This is a genomic window from Kribbella sp. NPDC059898 (assembly GCF_042730855.1).
GTDB lineage: Bacteria > Actinomycetota > Actinomycetes > Propionibacteriales > Kribbellaceae > Kribbella.
Window position 1 is genome coordinate 60,102 of sequence record NZ_JBHWKR010000005.1, and the last position, 19,676, is coordinate 79,777.

General features: G+C 69.9%; 14 protein-coding genes. 7 read left to right on the forward strand and 7 right to left on the reverse strand.

The window, feature by feature from the left end; translation table 11 throughout:
* Positions 1 to 30 precede the first annotated feature (30 nt).
* Entirely contained in the window at positions 31 to 1,335 is a 1,305-nt protein-coding gene (locus ACFV9C_RS17340; protein ID WP_380194701.1) for a M48 family metalloprotease, read from the forward strand.
* Complete coding sequence (locus tag ACFV9C_RS17345; RefSeq protein ID WP_380194703.1) at positions 1,332 to 6,338, forward strand: AAA domain-containing protein; 5,007 nt, start codon at positions 1,332 to 1,334, stop codon at positions 6,336 to 6,338. Before ACFV9C_RS17340 ends, ACFV9C_RS17345 begins: the two co-directional genes overlap by 4 nt.
* Here ACFV9C_RS17345 and ACFV9C_RS17350 read toward each other — a convergent pair.
* From ACFV9C_RS17350 to ACFV9C_RS17365, 4 genes are all read right to left on the reverse strand, one after another.
* The gene (locus ACFV9C_RS17350; protein ID WP_380194705.1) at positions 6,320 to 7,513 is read right to left on the reverse strand and encodes a glycosyltransferase; all 1,194 of its coding nucleotides are present in this window, start codon (positions 7,511 to 7,513) and stop codon (positions 6,320 to 6,322) included. The two genes, ACFV9C_RS17345 and ACFV9C_RS17350, sit on opposite strands and share 19 nt — an antisense overlap.
* Before the next feature lie 69 nt (positions 7,514 to 7,582).
* Entirely contained in the window at positions 7,583 to 7,972 is a 390-nt protein-coding gene (locus ACFV9C_RS17355) for a hypothetical protein (protein WP_380194707.1), read from the reverse strand.
* A gap of 31 nt (positions 7,973 to 8,003) precedes the next feature.
* The gene (locus ACFV9C_RS17360) at positions 8,004 to 8,522 is read right to left on the reverse strand and encodes a hypothetical protein (RefSeq protein WP_380194709.1); all 519 of its coding nucleotides are present in this window, start codon (positions 8,520 to 8,522) and stop codon (positions 8,004 to 8,006) included.
* 57 nt (positions 8,523 to 8,579) lie between these two features.
* Positions 8,580 to 9,557 carry a helix-turn-helix domain-containing protein gene (locus tag ACFV9C_RS17365; protein ID WP_380194710.1) on the reverse strand — a complete coding sequence of 326 codons (978 nt, stop codon included), beginning with the start codon at positions 9,555 to 9,557 and terminating at the stop codon, positions 8,580 to 8,582.
* 142 nt (positions 9,558 to 9,699) lie between these two features.
* On the opposite strand from ACFV9C_RS17365, the gene ACFV9C_RS17370 reads away from it, so the two are divergent.
* Positions 9,700 to 13,365, forward strand: a complete 3,666-nt coding sequence (locus tag ACFV9C_RS17370) for a S8 family serine peptidase (RefSeq protein WP_380194712.1) — start codon at positions 9,700 to 9,702, stop codon at positions 13,363 to 13,365.
* Positions 13,366 to 13,422: 57 nt separating this feature from the next.
* Here the strand turns inward: ACFV9C_RS17370 and ACFV9C_RS17375 are convergent, their stop codons facing one another.
* Positions 13,423 to 13,794 carry an FKBP-type peptidyl-prolyl cis-trans isomerase gene (locus ACFV9C_RS17375; RefSeq protein ID WP_380194714.1) on the reverse strand — a complete coding sequence of 124 codons (372 nt, stop codon included), beginning with the start codon at positions 13,792 to 13,794 and terminating at the stop codon, positions 13,423 to 13,425.
* A gap of 129 nt (positions 13,795 to 13,923) precedes the next feature.
* Here ACFV9C_RS17375 and ACFV9C_RS17380 point away from each other — a divergent pair, with 129 nt between their 5' ends.
* From ACFV9C_RS17380 to purD, 4 genes are all read left to right on the forward strand, one after another.
* Positions 13,924 to 14,784 (forward strand): alpha/beta fold hydrolase, encoded by an 861-nt coding sequence (locus ACFV9C_RS17380; RefSeq protein WP_380194716.1) that lies wholly within the window; start codon positions 13,924 to 13,926, stop codon positions 14,782 to 14,784.
* 11 nt (positions 14,785 to 14,795) lie between these two features.
* A complete protein-coding gene (locus ACFV9C_RS17385; protein WP_380194718.1) occupies positions 14,796 to 15,482 on the forward strand; it encodes a hypothetical protein in 687 nt (228 codons plus the stop codon).
* Positions 15,483 to 15,494: 12 nt separating this feature from the next.
* On the forward strand, positions 15,495 to 16,481 hold the full coding sequence (locus ACFV9C_RS17390; RefSeq protein ID WP_380194720.1) for an SEC-C domain-containing protein: 987 nt from the start codon (positions 15,495 to 15,497) through the stop codon (positions 16,479 to 16,481).
* 603 nt (positions 16,482 to 17,084) lie between these two features.
* The gene (purD, locus tag ACFV9C_RS17395; RefSeq protein WP_380194722.1) at positions 17,085 to 18,362 is read left to right on the forward strand and encodes a phosphoribosylamine--glycine ligase; all 1,278 of its coding nucleotides are present in this window, start codon (positions 17,085 to 17,087) and stop codon (positions 18,360 to 18,362) included.
* A gap of 64 nt (positions 18,363 to 18,426) precedes the next feature.
* Here the strand turns inward: purD and ACFV9C_RS17400 are convergent, their stop codons facing one another.
* Together ACFV9C_RS17400 and ACFV9C_RS17405 are read right to left on the reverse strand one after the other, a co-directional pair.
* Complete coding sequence (locus ACFV9C_RS17400; protein ID WP_380194724.1) at positions 18,427 to 19,011, reverse strand: hypothetical protein; 585 nt, start codon at positions 19,009 to 19,011, stop codon at positions 18,427 to 18,429.
* Positions 19,012 to 19,163: 152 nt separating this feature from the next.
* Positions 19,164 to 19,664, reverse strand: a complete 501-nt coding sequence (locus ACFV9C_RS17405) for a TIGR04222 domain-containing membrane protein (protein ID WP_380194725.1) — start codon at positions 19,662 to 19,664, stop codon at positions 19,164 to 19,166.
* Positions 19,665 to 19,676: the final 12 nt, after the last annotated feature.

The window sequence follows — 19,676 nt, forward strand, 5'->3', positions numbered from 1 at the left end:
TGGTCGGTGGCGCCGGTTATGGTGGCGGGCATGTTGTCAGCGCTCGGTTATCACCGGTCCGTCCTGGCGGTCGTCCGCCGGGTCGATGAGCGTGCCTGGACGGCGTTGCACGGCGGCCCGGAGGAGTCGCTCGACGACGTGCTGCTGCGGAACGCGTACCGGTTGGAGGCCGACGTACATCCGGATGTGTTTCGCGCGGGTGAGCGGGCCGCGCGGGCGCTCGAGTTGGCCGAGGGTGTCGACTATTACCAGGTGAGTGGGGAGCCTAACGCGTCGTACCTGCATCAGGCGGGGAAGGCGGTGATCCTGTTCCAAGGGGCGTTGCTGGATCGGCTTGACGAGGACGAGTTGACCGCGGTGATCGGGCACGAGTTGGCGCACCGGTCGTTGTGGCAGGCCGAGGACGGTGCATACCTGGCGGTGGATCGGCTGCTCGATGCGGCGGCTGGGGATGCTCGGACGCCGTCGCAGTACCTGGAGACGCATCGGCGGTGGTCGCTGGCGACAGAGTTGTTCGCGGACCGGGGTGCGTTGACGGCTTGCGGTGATTTGCGGACGGCGATTCGTGCGTTGCTGAAGCTGGAGACCGGGTTGAGTACGGCGGATCCGGATGCGTATCTGCGGCAGGCGGAGTCGCTCGATCTGCGGTCGGGGAGTCGCGGTACGTCGCATCCGGAGGCGGTCGGGCGTGCGTGGGCGTTGAAGAACTGGCTCGCTGGTGAGGACGTCGAGGCGCTGGTGACGGGGCCGCTCGATGTGGACGCGCCGGATCTGCTGGACGCCGTGTTGCTGCGGGAGCTGAGCCGGGACTTCGCCGCGGCGATCGCCCAGACCGAGGGCCTGCGCACGGACACGATCGCGACCGCAGCCGCGGGGTTCGCCGATCCGCTCGACGCACCTGGGCTCGCGCACGAGGGGTCGGGTGGCGAGACGGCGGGGTTCGCGGGGCGGCTCGACCTAGCGGGTGGTGAGGCGGAGGGGGCTGCGCGGCGGCTTGACCTGGCGGGTGGCGAGGCGGTGGGGGCTGCGCGACGGGTTGACCTGGCGGGTGGTGGGGTGCGGTTCGATGAGCCGTTGGGGGTGCGGCCGGTGGACGGTGCGCCGCAGCCTCGGCCGAGGCCGTTGGCGGCGGCAACGGTTCGCTATCTGTGTTACCTGCTGCTGGATCTTGCGACGGCCGATCCGGACGTTGGCGACGCCGGGCTGGTCGCGTCGCTGGTTGTTGCCCGGCGGTCGGGGCTCGGCGGGTACGTCGATGTTGCCGACGACGAGCTGGGCTGGAGCGACAAAGAACGGGTGCGACTCGTCCAGGCGGCAGCGGAGGTGGTCGGATGAGTGCCGAGGATCTCGTCGCGCTGGCCGTCTCGCAAGGCGGGCTGGGAAACGACGCGCTGCTGGCGGCGGTGCTGCCGCTGTTCCACCAGACGGCCGCCGTGCACGAGCGCGGGCTGGTGGCGCCGTTGCGCGGGCTGGACCGGATCACGATCGACGAGCAGAGCCGGCTCGGGTTCGCGCCTGAGGACGCCCGGCGTCCGACCCTCGCGACGAAGGAGATCGACGCCCTGCAAGGGAAACGGCCGACCGCGGTCGAGGTGGTGGCGCACCGGCAGGCCGTTCTCGACCTCGGCGAAGGCGGCGGACGCGGGCAGACCGTCGTACCCGGCAACTCGACGGCAACCGAGGACGGGACCGAGAGCTCGACCGCACCCGGGACCGGGGCTGGGGGCCCGATTGGTTCGGTGGCGATTGCCGCGCCGACGTTGGTGGCTGGGTGGCAGAGCTGGGAGCACGTGGTCGGGCATCACGATCAGCTCACCGACATCTTCAGTCTCGGGCAGCTGCTGCTCGCGCTCGGCTGCGGTCTCGACCTGTCCAGGACCGCGGATGTCGCCACCCTGATCGATGCCCGGGGCAACTTGTACCAGCTGGACCCGGACCTGCACCCGGTGATCGTCTCGGTGGCCGCGCAGATGACCGAGCCCGACCGGTACCGGCGGGCGCAGGACCTCCGCTCGTTGATCGAGCAGCTCGAGAACTACCGCGACCAGCCGCTGGACTTCGACGTCGAGGCGGTCGTCCGCGGCGTCGCGGACCGGCGTACCGCGGTGCTCGGCGCGCTCCGTGACCGGCTCTTCGACCTGTCCCGGCGGAACCGGCTGATCAACTTCCGCCCGACCGCGCAGACGCTGAACCTCACCGAGGTGTCGGTGCCGCTGATGCTCGACGTCCGGAACATCCGCCCGGAGCAGCTGTTCACCTGGCGCGACGACCTCGCCGGGCAGCTGCTCAAGAAGCCGCAGCCGCTCGGCAAGTGGATCCGGTACGACGAGGCGCCGTACGCCGCGAACACCCTGGACAAGCTGATCTCGACGGCGCGCCGGGACAAGGCCGACTACGGGCTGGACCAGTTGCGGCTGGTGCCGGCGTTCCTGCGCTGGCACGACCTGAAGAACGACCGCGACACCCGGCTCGCGTCGCCGCTGGTGCTGGCGAAGGTGGAGCTGACGAAGAAGCGCGGCGTGCGGGACTCGTACACGCTGCGCGTCACGGATCCGATCGCCGAGGTGAACCCGACGCTGCGGCACAGTCTGCGGCAGCTGTACGGGATCTCGCTGCCGGAGACCGTCGACCTGTCGGCGCCGGATGCGCTGCGGGAGCTGCACGAGCGGTTGGCGAAGGAGATCCAGGCGACCGAGCCGGGGCTCCAGTTGCACCTGCGGGAGAAGCCGCGGATCGACCTGGTGCGGCAACGCGCGGTGACCCGGCTGCGGACGTACAACCGGCGCCGGCACGGGAATCTCGCGACCGGGTTCGGCGGGAAGCAGTACCCGTACTCGTACCGGCGGACCGACTACCAGCCGCTCGGCGTACAGATCTTCCGGACCCAGATCGCGCACCAGCCGCTGCCGTTGGGGATCGCGCTCGGCGAGGAGCCGCGGCGGCCGGCCGCGATCGAGACCGACACGTACTCGCTCGACACCGACGGCGGGCCGTACTCGTGGGACGTCGACCTGTGCGCGGTCTCGCTGGCGAACTTCAACTACCGCACGCTCGGCCTGGTGCGGGACTACGACGAGCTGCTCACGGGAGCGGACTCGGCGGCGTCGTTCGACCAGCTGTTCTCGGACCGGCCGCGGCCGGTCGGTAGCGAGCTGCCGGAACTGCCGCCGGGCGAGCGGCATCTCGTGGTGCCGGCGGACGGGTCGCAGGTGGCGGCGATCGCGCGGGCGCGGCGTGGCGAGAGCTTCGTGATCCAGGGTCCACCGGGGACCGGGAAGTCGCAGACCATCACGAACCTGATCGCGGACTTTGTGGCGCGCGGGAAGCGGGTGCTGTTCGTCTGTCAGAAGCGGGCTGCGCTGGATGTCGTGTACGCGCGGCTGGCGAGTCGGCGGCTGGACGGGTTGTGTGCGCTGATCCACGATTCGCAGGGCGACAAGAAGGCGTTCGTGCACGGGCTTCGGGACACGTACGACGCTTGGCTGCCCGCGAAGGACGACCTGGATGCGTTGACGGAGCGGCGTACGGCGTTGGTCGCTCGGGTGGATCGTTTGCTGGCGACTGTCGACGACTTCGAGCAGCAGTTGGCGGGTGGCACGCCCCGACTGCGCGAGGTGGTCAACAGGCTCACGGAACTCCACGAACACGGTTGGGCGACCCCAGAAACCCTGCCTGGCGTGGGGGAGTGGTGGGCGGCGCGGAATGCTGCGCGAGAGGTTGCGCAGGGGCTGGCCGCGGTTGAGCCGGCGACCGGTGGGGTGCTGGCGCGGAGCTCATTGGCCTACCTGGCGCGGTGGGACGAGGCGGATGTGGTGGGGGCAGCGAGGCGACTCCGGGAGGCCTGGGACGCCGTCGACATGGGGGACGTCGCCGTACGGGACGTGCAGGAGCTTGCCCGGCTCGGGCGGTTACTCGAGCCGTTGGCGCAGCTCGACAAGGAGGAGGCGATCGTGCCGCGGTCGCCGGCGGCACGGGAGCTGGCGGAGGCGGCGGCCGAGCGGAAGCAGTTGGTCAAGGCTGAGCGTGCCGCCTGGAAGGAGGCCGCGGGCTGGCGGGAGGCGCTCGACCCGGCTGACGCCCGCTCCGCGCTGAAGGTTGCCCAAAGCAAGGAAGGTGGCGCGTTCTCGTTCCTCAGCGGCGACTGGCGCCGGGTGAAACACCTGGTCCGGGACCGCTTCGACGGTACGGCGCGCACCGTCCAGCCGTCCGTCACCGAGATCCTCACCGACCTCGTCGCCGCCCACTCGGCGACCGCGGCCGTCGCCGAACACACCGAGCAGACGCGCCACGATTGGGCCACCGACGACCCGCGCGACCTGATCGACCAGCTCGCCGCCGCCCGCAAGGCCGTCCCCGACTGGCGCGCCGCCCTCGACGACACGGCCCGCCTCGCCCGCCTGGCCGACGTACTCGAAGACGCCACCGAGGCCGCCCAGAACCTGCTGGCCGACCACTGGGACACGCTCACGGTCGACGAGCTCCGCGACCTGGCGGATCGCCTGGCCGCGGAAGGCCCCGTCGTACGGGCGATCGGTCCCAAGCTCCGCGAACTCGCCACCGCGCCGGACTCCGTCCTCAGCGCCGTACGACGGCTCGACGCGACGCCGGACCAGCTCGAGTACGCCGTCTGTGCCGCGGAGTGGGAGCACGCCCGCTCCGCCGCCCCGCTGCAGCTCTCGTCGGAGCGGGTCGACGCGATCGTCGGCGAGCTGAGCATGGTGTACGACGACCTCACCGGCCTGAACGCCCAGGTCGTGGTCGCGCAGGTCCGGCGCCGGTTCCTCGCCGAGGTCGCGCACTCCGAGCAGAGCGTGACCGGGATGCGGGCCGCGGACCGCGAGCGCAAGAAGACGTTCGCGACCGGGCGCCGCGAGCTGGAGCACGAGTTCGGCAAGGTGATGCGGTACCGGTCGATCCGCGACCTCGCCTCCGGCCCGCCCGGCGAGGTGGTCGCGATGCTCCGGCCGGTATGGCTGATGAGCCCGTCGTCGGTGTCCGACACGTTGCCGTTGACAACTTCCTTCGACGTCGTGGTGTACGACGAGGCGAGTCAGATCCCGGTGGAGGAGGCGATCCCGGCGCTGCACCGGGCGCCGCAGCTGATCGTCGTCGGCGACCAGATGCAGCTGCCGCCGACGCAGTACTTCCGGGTGCAGACTGACGACGCCGAGGAGGAACCGCTCGGCATTGCGTTGACCGAGGACAGCTTCCTGTCCATCAGTGCGCTCCGGCTGGCGTCGACGATGCTGACCTGGCACTACCGGAGTCGCTCCGAGGCGTTGATCTCGTTCAGCAACGCGGCGTTCTACCAGGGCAAGCTGGCGACGGTGCCGGACCGGTTGCGGCCGCACACCGCGCCGCCGTGGACGCTGCGCTCGGACTCGCCGGCGGCGGACGTCTGCGACAGCGTGCTCGCGGGCAGCATCACCGCCGTACGGCTCGTCGACGGTGTCTACGTACGGCGTACCAACCCGGCCGAGGCGCGCTGGATCGCGTCGCTGGTGCGGGAGCTGCTGGCCCGTGAGACCGGCAAGAGCATCGGCATCGTGGCGTTCTCGGAGGCGCAGCAGGGCGAGATCGAGCGGGCGCTGGCCGAGCTGGCCGAGGGCGATCCGGAGTTCGCCGACCGGTACGAGGCGGAGCAGGTGCGCACGCACGGCGAGCAGGACGCCGGGCTGTTCGTGAAGAACCTGGAGAACGTCCAGGGCGACGAGCGGGACATCATCCTGATGAGCGTCTGCTACGCGCCCGGTCCGGACGGCCGGATGCTGATGAACTTCGGCCCGATCAACACCTCGGGCGGCGAGAAGCGGCTGAACGTGATCTTCAGCCGGGCCCGCGAGCACATGGTGATCGTGAGCAGCATCGAGCCGGACGCGATCACCAACACCTACAACGACGGCGCGAACACGCTGCGCCGGTTCCTCGGGTACGCCGCGGCGGTGTCGCGCGGGGACCAGCACGCCGCGCAGGCCGCCCTCGCGTCGTACAACCTGAGGACCGTTCGCGAGAAACAGCAGACGACTCCGGTGGTCGAGCAGCTCGCGTCGGCGCTGGAGGCGCGCGGTGTGGAGGTCGACGTGGCGGTGGGCGAGTCCGTGTTCCGGTGTGACCTCGCGCTGAAGCTTCCGGACGACAGCGGGTACCGGCTCGCCGTCCTCGTGGACACGCCCGACCGCGTCGCGTCCGACACGTTGCTCGAACGCCTCACCACGCATCCGAGTGCGCTGACGACCACCGGCTGGCGGGTCCACCACGTGCTCACCACGGACTGGACCCGTTCGCCGGACGCCGTCGTCTCACACCTGCTGGATGCGCTTCACCGCCCGGTCGACTGAATCAGCAGCTCGGCGGCGTCCGTCGCGCCGTCGGTCTTGATCAGCCCGCTCACCTCGCGAGCCTGCGGGGTGGCGGCGAGTGCGGTGCCGAGCGCGGTCGATAGCGAGTCGACGGTCGGTGCCTTGTCCGCGGCGCCGATGCCCAGCGCCGTCACCCGGGACGCCCAGTACGGCTGGTCGGCGATGAGCGGTACGGCGACCTGCGGTACGCCGGCCCGCGCGGCCGTGGTCGTCGTACCGGCGCCGCCGTGGTGCACGACCGCCGCAACCTGCGGGAACAGCGCCTGCTGGTTGACCTCGTCGACGACGAAGCAGTCCTCCGTGTCGATCTCGGACCACCCGCGACTGAGCAGAACCCGGCGACCGTGCGCCCGGGAGGCCTCGATGGCGGTCCGGGCGATGTCCTTCGGCGCGTACGACGCCATACTGCCGAAGCCGACGTACACCGGTGGCTCGCCGGCGTCCAGGAACGCCTGCAGGTCGTCCGGGAGCAGACGGTGATCGGGCAGGATCCAGGCGCCAGTCTGTACGAGCTCGAGATCGGTCATACCCGCCGACGGGCAGAGCGTTGGGTCCGCGGCGAGCCAGGGGTGTTCGGTGAAGACGTAGTCGCGGACGTTCGCCACAGGTGGCAGCCCGATCGCGACCCGCTGTTCGTTGAGGGCTACGCCGTACAGCTCGTTCACGCGGAGCGCGTCGTACTCCCATTGCTCAGGTCGGTCGGTGACGTCGTCCGGGGTCGGCCTACCCGGTCGTGCTCCTGGCGCGAAGTGCTGCGATGGGATCCCGCCCAGGTGGAAGCACGCGAGCGCGTAGCCGATGCCGAGCTTGTCGGCGACGTCCCGCGCGCCGGCCGGCATCAGACCGGTCGCCACGATCGCATCGGCCCCGGGCGCAACCCGGCCGAGGGTCTCGAACCGCGCCGCAATCAACCGCGGCGCCAACTCGAACGCCGGATGCCCTCCCGCGGTGGACTTCGGCGCCGTGACGACGGATCGCACCGACGGACCCAGCGGCTCCATCGGCACACCGGCCCGCGCCAGCAATTCCTCGAACTCACCCTCCGGCGGCGCACAGACCGTTGCCTCGGCCCCCAATCCCTGAAGCGCCACCGCAAGCCCTGCCAACGGCTCGATGTCACCGCGCGATCCCCAACTGGCCAGCACAAAACGCACGCGTTCATCCTCTCGTAGACGCACCAGTCTGCGAGCACACCCGGGGCTTGCGGCAAGCCCCCCAACCCGCTATACGTTGGAAGTAGAGGGATTACGAGCAGCTGGGCTTGAGTTCGTACGTGCTGTTGGTCCTCGCCCAGTACTTCTTCCCGCCGACCGTGGCGGCCACTTGGTCGACGAGCCGAGGAGCGTGCCGGTGGCCACCACGACGACCGCCTCCTGGATTCGGACGTTGCCGGCGTCGACGGGGGAGACCGCGGTGATGATCGCGTCCTTGTCGCCGGTGTTCCGGAGTACGTCGTTGCCGACGGTGGCGTCGCGCTCGGAGGCGGGCATCGGCAGGCAGGTGGTGCTGTGGGCCGCGCTGCTTCCGGCGGTCACCGGTCCGTTCCCGAGCGACTCCGACTTGGAGCAGCCCGCGACCAGGACCACGACCGCCGCCAGCGCGAGAAGCTTCACGGCGACAGTATGCGGCGTACGGGGGTGATCGTCAGGCCGGCGAGTAGTGCGCCGAGGGTGCCGAGGGCGAGGTCGCCGAGGGTGTCGGTGTACGCGGTTTGGAGTTCGGGGATATGCGGACGAACGCGACGTACTCGCCGAGCTCCCACACGACCGCCGCGGTGGTGCCGAAGCCGAGGGCGATGAAGACGGTGAGGGCGCGGGAGAGGTCGCGTGGGGCGAAGGCGAGTAGGACGCCGGCGGTGAGGAACGCCCAGAGGACGAAGTGCATCGCGTCGTCCCACCAGTCGACGGTGTCGAACAGGTTGAGCCGGTTGCCGAGCAGGTCGATCGTCCACGGCAGCGTCATCAACAGGTCCGCCGCCCACGGGAACGTACGGCGGCCGCGCGCCCACCAGTAGAGCGGCAGCACCATCCCGCCGATCGGGTACACGATCAGCCGGGCGGTCGACGCCTTTCCCTTGATGCCGCTGAGATCCGGCCAGATCAGTGCCGCGAGCAACAATGCGAACAGCAGCAGCTTCACCAAGAGCGCAGCCTTCTTCGTCATGCCCCAGAGTCAACCGGTCCGCCGCTCCTGGCGGATGAGTACAACTACCCGAACAGGTCAGAGCCAGCCGCGGCGGGCGGCTTCGTGGCCGAGCTGGAAGCGGGTGACGACTTGGGCGCGGTCCATCAGGTGGCTGACGCGGCGTTGGACGGTCCGCAGCGACAGCCCGAGCTGACCGCCGATCGCCTGGTCGGTGAGGCCCGCCAGCAGCAGCGTGAGGATCCGGGTGTCCAGGTCGTCGAGGCGATCGGCCGAGAGTTCGGTGGTGCCGTTCTCGCTCGGCAGTACTTCGTTCGCGCCCGCCCAGATCAGGTCGAACAGGTGCAGCAGCGCGTCCAGCAACCCGGACGGATGGACGAGCAGCGCGCCGCCCGCGGAATCCGCCGCAGTAGGGGCCAACGGCAACAAAGCGAGCGAGCGGTCGGCGACGATCAGCCGCAGCGGCAGGTCGCCGGTGACCCGGATCTGCTCACCGGCCTTGACCGACTCGGCCACCAGGTCGACGAACCCCGGCTTCGCGAACGCCGCTCGCTCCAGGACCACCCGATAGGTCACGCCGCGGGCCAGCGCGGCGTCCTCGTCCACGTTCTCGTCGGCGGACACGACCGCCACCGACGCCTTCACCAGCGCCAGTACTTCGCCGGACGCGCCGCGCTGCATCTGCCCGAACCGCTGCGCCACCGCCTGCGCGCCGCGGACCACCTCGATCACGTCGGTGTCCGAGCGCTCCGCCATCACGCCCCGGTACTGCTCCGCGAGCCGGCCGAGCTCGAGCTGCGCCCGCCGGATGTCCTCCTGGCGCTGCACGATCAGCGACCCGAGCGCGAGCGCCGGCGGCGACGCGACGAAGTGCCCCGGCGTCGCGGTGGAGCGGGCGACGAGGCCCTTCTCCTCGAGCCCGTCGAGCGCCGCCGCGAGGTCGCTCGTCTCGACCCGGAGCGCCGCCGCCAGCTCTTCGACCGACTCCGACGGCAGCGTGATCAGCCGCCGGTAGGCACTCTCCTCGATCGCTTCCAGTCCCAGCACGTCGAGCATCGTGCGCTCCTTCGGGGGCCGCCGGACGGAGGGTGGCGTGGCGGACACGTGTCATGCCGCAATCCCGCCATGGACCATGGTACGGGGACGCGGCATATTCATGCCATCCGTTCCGCAGGTCTCCCCCAGGAAGGGTCCGCCCATGTCCCGATCCGCCCGCGCCGTCGCCGGTGGGCTCGCCGTACTCGTGGCTCTGGCCACGGCCACGACGACGCCCTCGCAGGCCGGCGCTCCTGCAACCTCCCCACCGACCCCGTCCGCCACCGGCACCACCCACCGCGTCACGCTCGTGACCGGTGACGTCGTCACGCTCACCGACAACACCGGCGGCCCGCCGACCGCGTCCGTCGAGCCCGCCGCGGGCAGCCACGGCGGCGTCCAGATCCAGCAGGTCGGCGACGACCTGCACGTCGTACCGGACGCCGCGCTCCCGTACCTCGCCAGCGGCCGGCTCGACCCTGAACTGTTCAACGTCTCCGCCCTGGTCGACCAGGGGTACGACGACGCGTCGGTCAAGTCGATCCCGCTGATCGTGCAGTACCGGCCGGGGCTGCGCGCCGCGGCCGCGACCCCGCAGTACGCCGACCGTGGTGCGACGCTGGAGAGCATCAGCGGTCTGGGCATGTCCGCGCACAAGGCCGAGGCCGCGAAGTTCTGGTCCGGCATCACCGCGAGCACCGCCCGGTCGGCCGCGCCCGGCCAGTTCGGTGAGGGCATCCAGAAGGTGTTCCTCGACGAGAAGGTGAAGGCCAGCCTCGCCGAGAGCGTCAACCAGATCGGCGCGCCGACCGCCTGGGCGCAGGGTCTCGACGGGGCCGGTACGACGGTCGCGATCCTGGACACCGGTGTCGACCAGACGCACCCCGACCTGGCCGGGCAGATCGCCGAGACGCAGAGCTTCGTCCCGGGTGAGACCACCGAGGACGTGAACGGTCACGGTACTCACGTCGCCTCCACGGTCGCCGGTACCGGTGCCGCATCCAACGGCGTCGAGAAGGGCGTCGCGCCGGCCGCGCACCTCGCGATCGGCAAGGTGCTCAACGACGGCGGCTCCGGTGCCGCGTCCTGGATCATCGACGGGATGGAGTGGGCCGCGCACCGGGCCAAGGTGGTCAGCATGAGCCTCGGCAGCACCGAGGCCAGCGACGGCACCGACCCGATGGCGCAGGCCGTCGACCGGCTCAGCGCCGAGACCGGCACGCTCTTTGTGATTGCCGCAGGCAACTACGGAAGGGTAAGCGGGATCGGCTCGCCGGGTGCGGCGTCGGCCGCGCTGACCGTCGGCGCTGTGGACAAGAACGACAACCGCGCCTACTTCCAGGACATGGGCCCGCGGCTCGGCGACGCGACCGTGAAGCCGGAGATCGTCGCGCCCGGCGTCAACGTACTCGCGGCCCGCGCGGCGAAGTCGTCCGGCACCGGGTACTACAAGTCTCTCAGCGGTACGTCGATGGCGACGCCGCATGTCGCCGGTGCTGCCGCGCTGCTGGTGCAGGAGCACCCGGACTGGACGGGGGAGCAGCTCAAGTCGGCGCTGGTCAGTACGGCGAAACCGTTGGCCGGCGAGACGGCGTACCAGGTCGGCGGCGGGCGTCTCGACGTACCGGCCGCGGCGTTCGGGAAGATCAACGCCACGGCGACGCGCGACTTCGGGTTCCACGCCTGGCCGCACGGTGACGACGTACCGGTCTCGCGGACCGTCACTTACACGAACCTCGGTGACAGCCCGGCCACGCTGGACCTGTCGACGGACTTGACCAGTGACGGTACGACGCCCGCGCCGGCCGGTCTGCTGACGCTTGCGTCCAACCAGGTCACTGTGCCGGCCAAGGGCACTGCTTCGGTCAACGTGACCGCGACGCCGAACCTGGCCACGCCAGGCCTGTCGTACTCCGGCACAGTGATCGCCAAGCAGGACGGCAAGCAGGTTGGGCAGACCGCCGTCGGGCTGGTCATGGAGGGCGAGCGGTACAACCTCAACGTGCACGCGACCGGCCGCGACGGCAAGCCGGCCGGCGGGTTCGTGACGCTGTACAAGTACGGCAACCAGTTCGTGGACACGCTCGAGATCGACCCGGCGACCGGCAACGTCTCGACGCAGCGCCTGGAGCCCGGCGTGTACGCGGCGTACTCCTGGCTGCCGGTTGACGGCGAGCAGGGTGTCGCGCTTGTTGGCAATCCGCACCTTGTGATCGGGAAGAACACCGACCTGACGCTGGACGCGCGTACGGCGAAGCCCATCACGCTCAGCACGCCGCTGCCGGGTGAGGACGTCTACCGGCGGTCCGGGTGGTACCACGACTCCGGGATCGGTGGGCAGTACGCGACCTTCTTGAGCCAGTACGTGCCTACGCCGGTGGTGACCACCGTTTACGCCGCCCCGACGGGCGCTGTGCCTGGTGGTGTGTACGACTTCTCGTCGCGCTGGCGTCGTACGACGCCGTTGCTGTCGATGACTGTGGACAACAAGGCGCTGCACCCGCTGCTGCAGGGCGGTTCGAAGCGCTGGGACGGTAAGGCGACGTTGAGCAGCGTGTATGCCGGCAATGGTGCGGACTACACGGGTAAGGACGTGCGTGGCAAGGCTGTGTTCGTCACGGCTGACCCTGCGGTCACGCCTAGCGCCCGGGCTGCGGCTGCGCGCGATGCTGGTGCGGCTGTGCTCGTTGTGGTGAGTGAGAGCCGGTACTACGACTCGGCTGGTGGCACTGACCTGCCTGTGTACTCGTTGACGGCGGCAGAGGGTGCTCCGTTGATTGCCCGTATGGCGTCCGTTCGGCTACGGATGATGGGGACCGAGGCTCCGCCGTACCTGTACGACTTGGTCAAGGCGTACAGCGGGGGGATCCCGGCTGACCTGCGGTACGCGCCGCGGGCCGGTGAGCTGGCCACGGTGGTCAACCGGTTCGTCGGGCCGACCGGTCAGCTCGCGTTCGAGAGCAGGGCCGACTGCCGGATCGGGTTCTGGCCGCCGTGCCTGCAGGTGACCGAACCGGTGCACCTCGGGACCCAGCGGGTCGACTACGTGTCCACGGGCGCGGGGACCGACTGGTACGAGCAGACGATTGACCCGCGGGGCTGGGAGCAGCGTGGTGAGCGGCACATGTACCAGCCGCGCTCTGTGCAGACGAACTCGTGGTTCGCGCCGGTCGCCCGTCCGCGGGTCGGCTCCGGGTACTGGAACCCGCGGCGCAGCGGGAACTTCTTCGCGGTGAACGTGCCGACCACGAGCAGCGGCGACCAGGGCGTCACCGGAGCGATGGACGACGAGTCGACGGTCGCGACCAGGCTGTTCCAGAACGGGAACCTGGTGCGGACGAGTACGTTCCAGGCGATCCAGACGAGTGTGCCCGCGACGACAGGCTGGGCGAACTACCGGTTCGAGATGGACACCACCCGGCCGGCGGTGTGGGAGTTGGGGACGAAGACGTCGACCGCGTGGGTCTTCCGGGCGCAGACGGCGGCGACCGACGGGTACGCCTACCTGCCGCTGATCCAGCTCGACTACCACCTGGCGACGAACCTCAACGGTGCGTTGACGGGTAGCCCGCGGCAGCGCATCGGGCTGTCCGCGTTCCAGTTCGACGGTGTCGAGGGCGGGGGCAAGGTCAACGGCGCGACGCTGCAGGTCTCGTACGACGACGGCGCGAGCTGGCAGGCGGCTCCGCTGTCGCGGGCCGGTGCCGGCTGGTACGCCGACGTACGGCTGCCGAAGGGAGCGTCGTACCTCTCGCTGCGCGCGACGGCGACCGACGACGCGGGGAACGCGGTCCGCCAGGAGGTGATCCGGGCGGCGTCGATCCGCTAGGAACGGCTCAGCCGGCGGTAACCCTTCGCGGGTCGCCGCCGGCTGTCTGTTCGTGCTTCAGCTGACGCTGATCAGGTCCACGACGAAGATCAGGGTCTCGCCCGGCTTGATCGAGCTGCCCGCGCCGCGGTCGCCGTAGCCCAGGTGCGGCGGGATGACCAGCTTGCGCCGGCCGCCGACCTTCATCCCCTGGACGCCGGTGTCCCAGCCCTGGATGACCTGGCCGACGCCGAGCTGGAACGCCAGCGGGGCGCCGCGGTTGTACGACGCGTCGAACTCCTCGCCGGTGGAGTGCGCGACGCCCACGTAGTGCACGTTCACCCGGGAACCGGCCTTGGCCTCGGCGCCGTCACCCTCGGTGATGTCGGTGATCTCGAGATCCGCCGGCGGCGGCCCGTCCGGAAAGTCGATCTCTGGCTTCTCAGTCATGTCTCCAGCTAATCAGAAAGTGCCGGGAAAGTTCCGATCGGGTTCCTGTTGGGGGTGATCGGGAGCGTCTAGGCTCTCGAACACGAGGTCGACCAATGGGGGTGGGCCGCAGGCACGAGGAGTTCGACCATGCCGGAGCCGGTGACCCAGACACTCGACGTACCAGGTGCGACGCTCACGTACGACGTCCGCGGCGACCTCGCGAACCGCCCGGTGCTGCTGATCATCGGCTCACCGATGGGCGCCAGCGGATTCCCGACGCTGGCCTCGCACTTCGAGGACCGGACCGTCGTCACGTACGACCCGCGCGGCGTCGAGCGGAGCGTCCGCAGCGGCGAGCTGACCGAGCTCTCACCGGAGGACCACGCCTCGGACCTCGCCGCACTGATCGAGCACCTGGACGTAGGCCCCGTCGACCTGTTCGCGAGCAGCGGTGGTGCGGTGAACGCGCTGGCCCTGACCGCCCGCCGCCCTGACCTGATCCGGCGCGTGGTCCCGCACGAGCCGCCGCTCGCCGGCATCCTCCCGGACCACGAGGCCGCGACGGCCGCGGTCGAGGACATCTACACGACGTACCAGCGCGACGGCGTGGGTCCCGGGATGGCGAAGTTCATCACGATCGTGGGGTACGACGGCGAGATCCCGGCCGACTACACCCAGCAGCCCGCGCCGGACCCGGCGATGTTCGGCCTCCCGACCGAGGACGACGGAACCCGCGACGACGCCCTGCTCGGGCAGAACCTGCGCGGCTGTACGTCGTACCAGCCAGACTTCGACGCGCTCGCGAAGGTGACGGACCGGATCGTGATCGGGGTCGGCGAAGAGTCCGGCAACCAGCTGGCCGCCCGCGGCGGCAAGGTGGTCGCGGAGCGCCTCGGCCTCACCCCGGTGGTGTTCCCGAGCGGCCACGGTGGCTTCCTCGGCAACGAGTACGGCCAGCCCGGCAAGCCGGTCGAGTTCGCGGCCAAGCTCCGCGAGGTCCTTGGGTAACCTAGCTGTCTGTGATCAAAGCACTGGTTTTGGTAATCGGCCTGCTGACCTCTCCCACCGCCCCCGAAACCTATGCGCAGTACTCCTTGATGTTCGAGAAGTCCGCCGGCCAGTACTTCGCCGGCGGCACCGCGGCCGGACAGTGGGCCTGGACCCCACTGTCCGCCACCGAATCCGACATCTCGTGGGGAGACCCGAAGCCCTGGCCGCCGTCCTCGGCCGAACACTTCATCCACGACGGCGACTGGGTCCTCCTGGACGGCTACAACGACGGAGCCGGCCGCCCGCTCACCCAGCTCCAACGCGTAACCACCGAAACCATCGGCGACGCCAACTGCACCAATATGCAACCGATCCCCTCCACCAACGGCCGCCAGCACTACGTCAAATGGAGCATCCCCACAACGGCCTACTGCCTGGACGCCACCGGCACCATCAAACCCCCCAACGCCTCCACCACAGTCCACTTCCGCCACCTCCAGAAGTGGCTCCCACCCCACCCTTGCTCCAACCCCTACTTCTCCAACCAGACCTGCATCACCCAGTCAGAACAATGGTGGGACGACAACCAACACCCGTACTCCCTCCAACTAGCCCGCACCGTCGAACTAGCGAAGGGCCAAGGCATGGCGTTCACCAACCACACCACCGTCCCCCTCGAATGGAACGCCGACGGCCGCTACTACTGGCACTACTGATTGAGTGTTCGCATGAGTGGAATGTTGTCGACGGAAGACATCGATCGCATCGCGGAGGAAGCGATCGACAGCGAGACGCCGGGCGCGTTGGCAGCGTCCTTGATCGACGCCGTCGAGCAAGGCAGGGTGGCCGACCTCGGCTATGCCCTGACAGTCGCGGCTGAGATCACCTGTGACGCCGGCGATGCGGAGACCTCGATCACGCTTGCCGAGCGGGCAATCGAGTTCTACGAGCGATCCGAAGGCACCTTCGTTTGCCACCCGGCGGCAATTCGCGCTGACGCGCTGTTCCAGGCCGGCCGTGACGAGGATGCGATGACGCAGCTCTCGGCCTTGCGTGCACGACTGATCGAGGATCCTGATGCCCCGATGCTCGTCGGTGACGTGCTGGTGGCCAATGGGCTGGCGGAAATCGCTGAGGAGTGGCTGACCGAGGCCCTGGACGAAGTTCTCCGGCGTCAAGATGAACTCGAGTCCAGTCCCTCGGACCCGAACTACGACGACGTCGCGATGCTCGCCTTCGAACTCCTTCAGGCCAGGCATGATGTGCGGCACGAGCTGGGGCTTCCGCATGACGATCACGACGAGCTCGCGGACGAGCTGCTGGAGAATCTGGAGGAGTCGCTCGAAGACGAGTCGCTGTTGATGTTCCTGCCGCAGCGTGAGTATGAAGAAGCTCTCCGCCGCTGGCCCGAACCGGTCGTCGACCACGGCGCGACCTGGGACGAGCATCGAGCCGCCACAGAGCAGGAGCTCCGGCTGCGCGCGGAGCACGGGGCACTTCGCTTAGCTGTCGTTCCCGGCTCGGCCGCCGGACTTGCGCAGTTCGCCACGGTGGACGGGACCGAGCAGCTCGACAGCGACGCAGTCCAGGCCTACAGCGATTCCCTCGCGGAGTCGGATCTCACCGAGATCAGCTGGCCCCCAGGCCGCAACGACCCATGCTGGTGCGGCTCGACCAGCAAATACAAGAAGTGCTGCCTTCCACGCGAGCACTGATAGGTCGCATCCTCGCGCCTCGCCGACCCTGGGCAGAACTGCCAACCGATCGCAACGCTCGCCTCCGACGCTGCCGACTTCGAGCCCACACAAACCCATGGCGTGCTCTCGCATGTGGCCCGATCGACCTGTCCACGACTGGCGGACGGTCCACCAAAGCCCCGCCAGGCCTACCCTCCACAAATGCTGACGTCCCAACCCAGCCCCTCGCCCGGCGCCCCACCACTTCCGTCCGAGGCCACACGCGCCGCGACCCGCAGCACCCTGTTCGTTGAGTCGTGGGAATCGGTCGACGACGCGCCGTGTCCGGCGACCTCGATCCACGACTCGCGGTCCCGGGCACCAGCCAAACGCCACGACTCGGCGTTCAGCCCCCGTACCAGAAGTCGTTGCGCAGGGCGCTCGCGTGAGGCTTCGCTGGCGGGCGCTGGCGTGCAGTTCGTCGGTGGTAGTTCGATAGTTCCGGGTCGCTGGCCCGGGTGCCGGAGGGAGCGGAGCGATCGGTGCGGCTGCGTAGCACGCGGGGGCTGCTAGCTCACCTGTTGATCACCGGCCTCCGTCCGTCGGCGGGTTCTGCTGCGGGGCACGCTAGGCTGGGCGCCCGTGAAGGTTTTGGTTGTCGGGTCTGGTGGGCGCGAGCATGCTCTGGCCTGGGCGTTGGCTCAGGATGCGGAGGTTGAGCTGGTGGTGGCGGCTCCGGGGAATCCGGGGATTGCCGCGCTGCGGCCGGTGTACGACGGGCAGACGGTCGGGTGCCGGGCTGTGGACGTCGAGGACCATGACGCGGTCGTCGCGCTGGCGCGGGAACTGGACGCGGACCTGGTCGTCGTAGGGCCGGAGGCGCCGCTGGTCGCGGGGCTGGCGGATCCGTTGCGGGAGGCCGGGATCGCGGTGTTCGGGCCGTCCCGGGAGGCCGCGCAGATCGAGGGGTCGAAGGCGTTCGCGAAGGACGTGATGGCGTGCGCGAGCGTGCCGACCGGCCGCGCGTACGTGTGCACCACGCCCGAGGAGGCGGCGACGGCGATCGACGCGTTCGGGCCGCCGTACGTCGTGAAGGACGACGGGCTCGCCGCGGGGAAGGGCGTCGTCGTGACGTCGGACCGCGAGGAGGCGCTGCGGCACGCGGCGGAGTGCGACCAGGTGCTGATCGAGGAGTACCTCGACGGGCCGGAGGTGTCGCTGTTCGCGATCACCGACGGGACGACCGTGTTGCCGATGCAGCCGGCGCAGGACTTCAAGCGGCTCGGCGACAACGACGAAGGCCCGAACACCGGCGGCATGGGCGCGTACACACCGTTGCCGTGGGCACCGGAGGATCTGGTCGCCGAGATCACCGAGAAGGTGCTGCAGCCGACGATCGACGAGCTCCGGCACCGCGGTACGCCGTTCAGCGGCCTGCTGTACGCCGGTCTCGCGCTGACGTCGCGCGGTGTCCGGGTGATCGAGTTCAACTGCCGCTTCGGGGACCCGGAGACGCAGGCGCTGCTGCCGATGCTGAAGACCCCGCTCGGCGGTCTGCTGTACGCCGCCGCGACCGGCAAGCTCGCCGACCAGGGCGACCTGAGCTGGCGGAACGCGTCGTCGGTGGCGGTCGTGGTGGCCGCGAAGAAGTACCCGGCCAGCCCGCGCAAGGGCGACCCGATCGCCGGGATCGACCAGGCCGAGAACGACGACGTCCGGGTGTTCCACGCCGGTACGGCGATCCAGGACGAGGAGCTGGTGACGTCCGGCGGGCGGGTGCTCGCGGTGAGCGCGGTCGGCAAGGACCTCGCCGAGGCCCGGCAGCGCGCGTACGCGGCGGTCGGCCAGATCCGGATCAAGGGCTCCCAGCACCGCACCGACATCGCTCTCAAGGCCGAACGCGGCGAGATCACCCTCTAAGCGCGCTGACGTCCGAAGAAGTGGGGTCGGGGACCGACGCTTCTTCGGACGTCAGGAGTGAGAGTCAGGCGGTGGCCGGGGTGGGGCCGGCGAGCTTCGGCATTACCTCGGCATCGGCGGGCACCCGGCGCAGGTGGGCGTAGCCGAAGACCGAGAGGATCAGCAGCAGCCCGGCGGCCGCGAAGGCCGCGATCGCGGCGACGAAGGCGATCTGCCCCATCTTCCAGAACGCGTAGGCGTTCAGCAGCATGCCGCGCAGGGTCTCACCGCGGAACACGGTCTGGACCTCGCCGGCCAGCTTGGCGTCGTTCGGGCTGGCGATCGACTCGGCGGACAGCTGCGCGTACGTCTTGCCGCCGCCGATCGACTGGATGTGCACGGCGATGTAGTGGTTGGCGTACGCCTCGGCCTGGGCGCCGTTCACCAGCTGCTGCCCGGCGTACTGCGTCAGGTACGGCTTGATCGCCGGATCGTTGAGCGAGTCGCTGCCCGCCTTCGGGAAATAGATCTGCTGGGCGGCGAGCTGATCGTGGACCTGGTTGTCGACGAAGGTGTGGGCCCACAGCAGCAGTGCGCCGGCGGCGACCATGACGATCGCGAGAACCAGCCCGGCGGAGGTGAGCAGCGCGTCGAACGTCTTGCGGCGCATGATGTCGTCCTTTCGGCCCGCGGTCTTCGGGGCCGCGGAGTGTGGATGGCCTGTACTCCGAGTGTTCGGCAGCGACAGGCGTCACCGACAGGCACCGAAGGACCTCCGTCGGCGGGTCCAATTACCCCGGTCCGCCGGGACCCACCGGCTCATCAGGCCCCGGGCGACGGGCCGATCGAGCCGTCGATCGTGTTGTCCCGGACCGGGCTGAACGGATCGACCCTCGGCATCCCGGGCAGCGGGTTCGCGAGCATCTCGCGCAGCCGGTCGTCCTCGATCCCCGGTACGCCGAGCACGGCAACCCGCCGTACCCCGGTGCCGGGGTGCTCCCGGAGCTCGCGGTACGTCCGGCTGAACCACCGAAGCGCCCGGAGCTGCCCCTTCGCCCGGACCGCCGCCCCGAGCTCCGCGACAGCCGGCGTCGCCGCGACCGCTGCGAGGAACTCCGGCACCGTGAGACCGCTCTCCGGGACCAGCGCGAGCGCGGCCGCCTCGACCGGGTACGTCGAGTCGGTCCGGACCGCCTTGACCCGCTGCCGCTTGTATGCGATCTCCAGCCGCCCGTCGCCGGCCAGCGTGACGAACACCACTACGGCGGCGCGCCCGGCGCCGCCGACGAGATACGCGACCTCGTACGGCGTGAGCCTGTCCATCTGTTCATGGTG

What these genes read in the sequence shown, in the direction of transcription:
- ACFV9C_RS17405 (WP_380194725.1), bottom strand. Translation starts at nt 19,664, where the DNA reads ATGGACAGGCTCACGCCGTACGAGGTCGCGTATCTCGTCGGCGGCGCC.
- ACFV9C_RS17365 (WP_380194710.1), bottom strand. Translation starts at nt 9,557, where the DNA reads ATGCTCGACGTGCTGGGACTGGAAGCGATCGAGGAGAGTGCCTACCGG.
- ACFV9C_RS17380 (WP_380194716.1), top strand. Translation starts at nt 13,924, where the DNA reads ATGCCGGAGCCGGTGACCCAGACACTCGACGTACCAGGTGCGACGCTC.
- ACFV9C_RS17370 (WP_380194712.1), top strand. Translation starts at nt 9,700, where the DNA reads ATGTCCCGATCCGCCCGCGCCGTCGCCGGTGGGCTCGCCGTACTCGTG.
- ACFV9C_RS17340 (WP_380194701.1), top strand. Translation starts at nt 31, where the DNA reads ATGTTGTCAGCGCTCGGTTATCACCGGTCCGTCCTGGCGGTCGTCCGC.
- ACFV9C_RS17400 (WP_380194724.1), bottom strand. Translation starts at nt 19,011, where the DNA reads ATGCGCCGCAAGACGTTCGACGCGCTGCTCACCTCCGCCGGGCTGGTT.
- ACFV9C_RS17375 (WP_380194714.1), bottom strand. Translation starts at nt 13,794, where the DNA reads ATGACTGAGAAGCCAGAGATCGACTTTCCGGACGGGCCGCCGCCGGCG.
- ACFV9C_RS17345 (WP_380194703.1), top strand. Translation starts at nt 1,332, where the DNA reads ATGAGTGCCGAGGATCTCGTCGCGCTGGCCGTCTCGCAAGGCGGGCTG.
- ACFV9C_RS17360 (WP_380194709.1), bottom strand. Translation starts at nt 8,522, where the DNA reads ATGACGAAGAAGGCTGCGCTCTTGGTGAAGCTGCTGCTGTTCGCATTG.
- ACFV9C_RS17390 (WP_380194720.1), top strand. Translation starts at nt 15,495, where the DNA reads ATGAGTGGAATGTTGTCGACGGAAGACATCGATCGCATCGCGGAGGAA.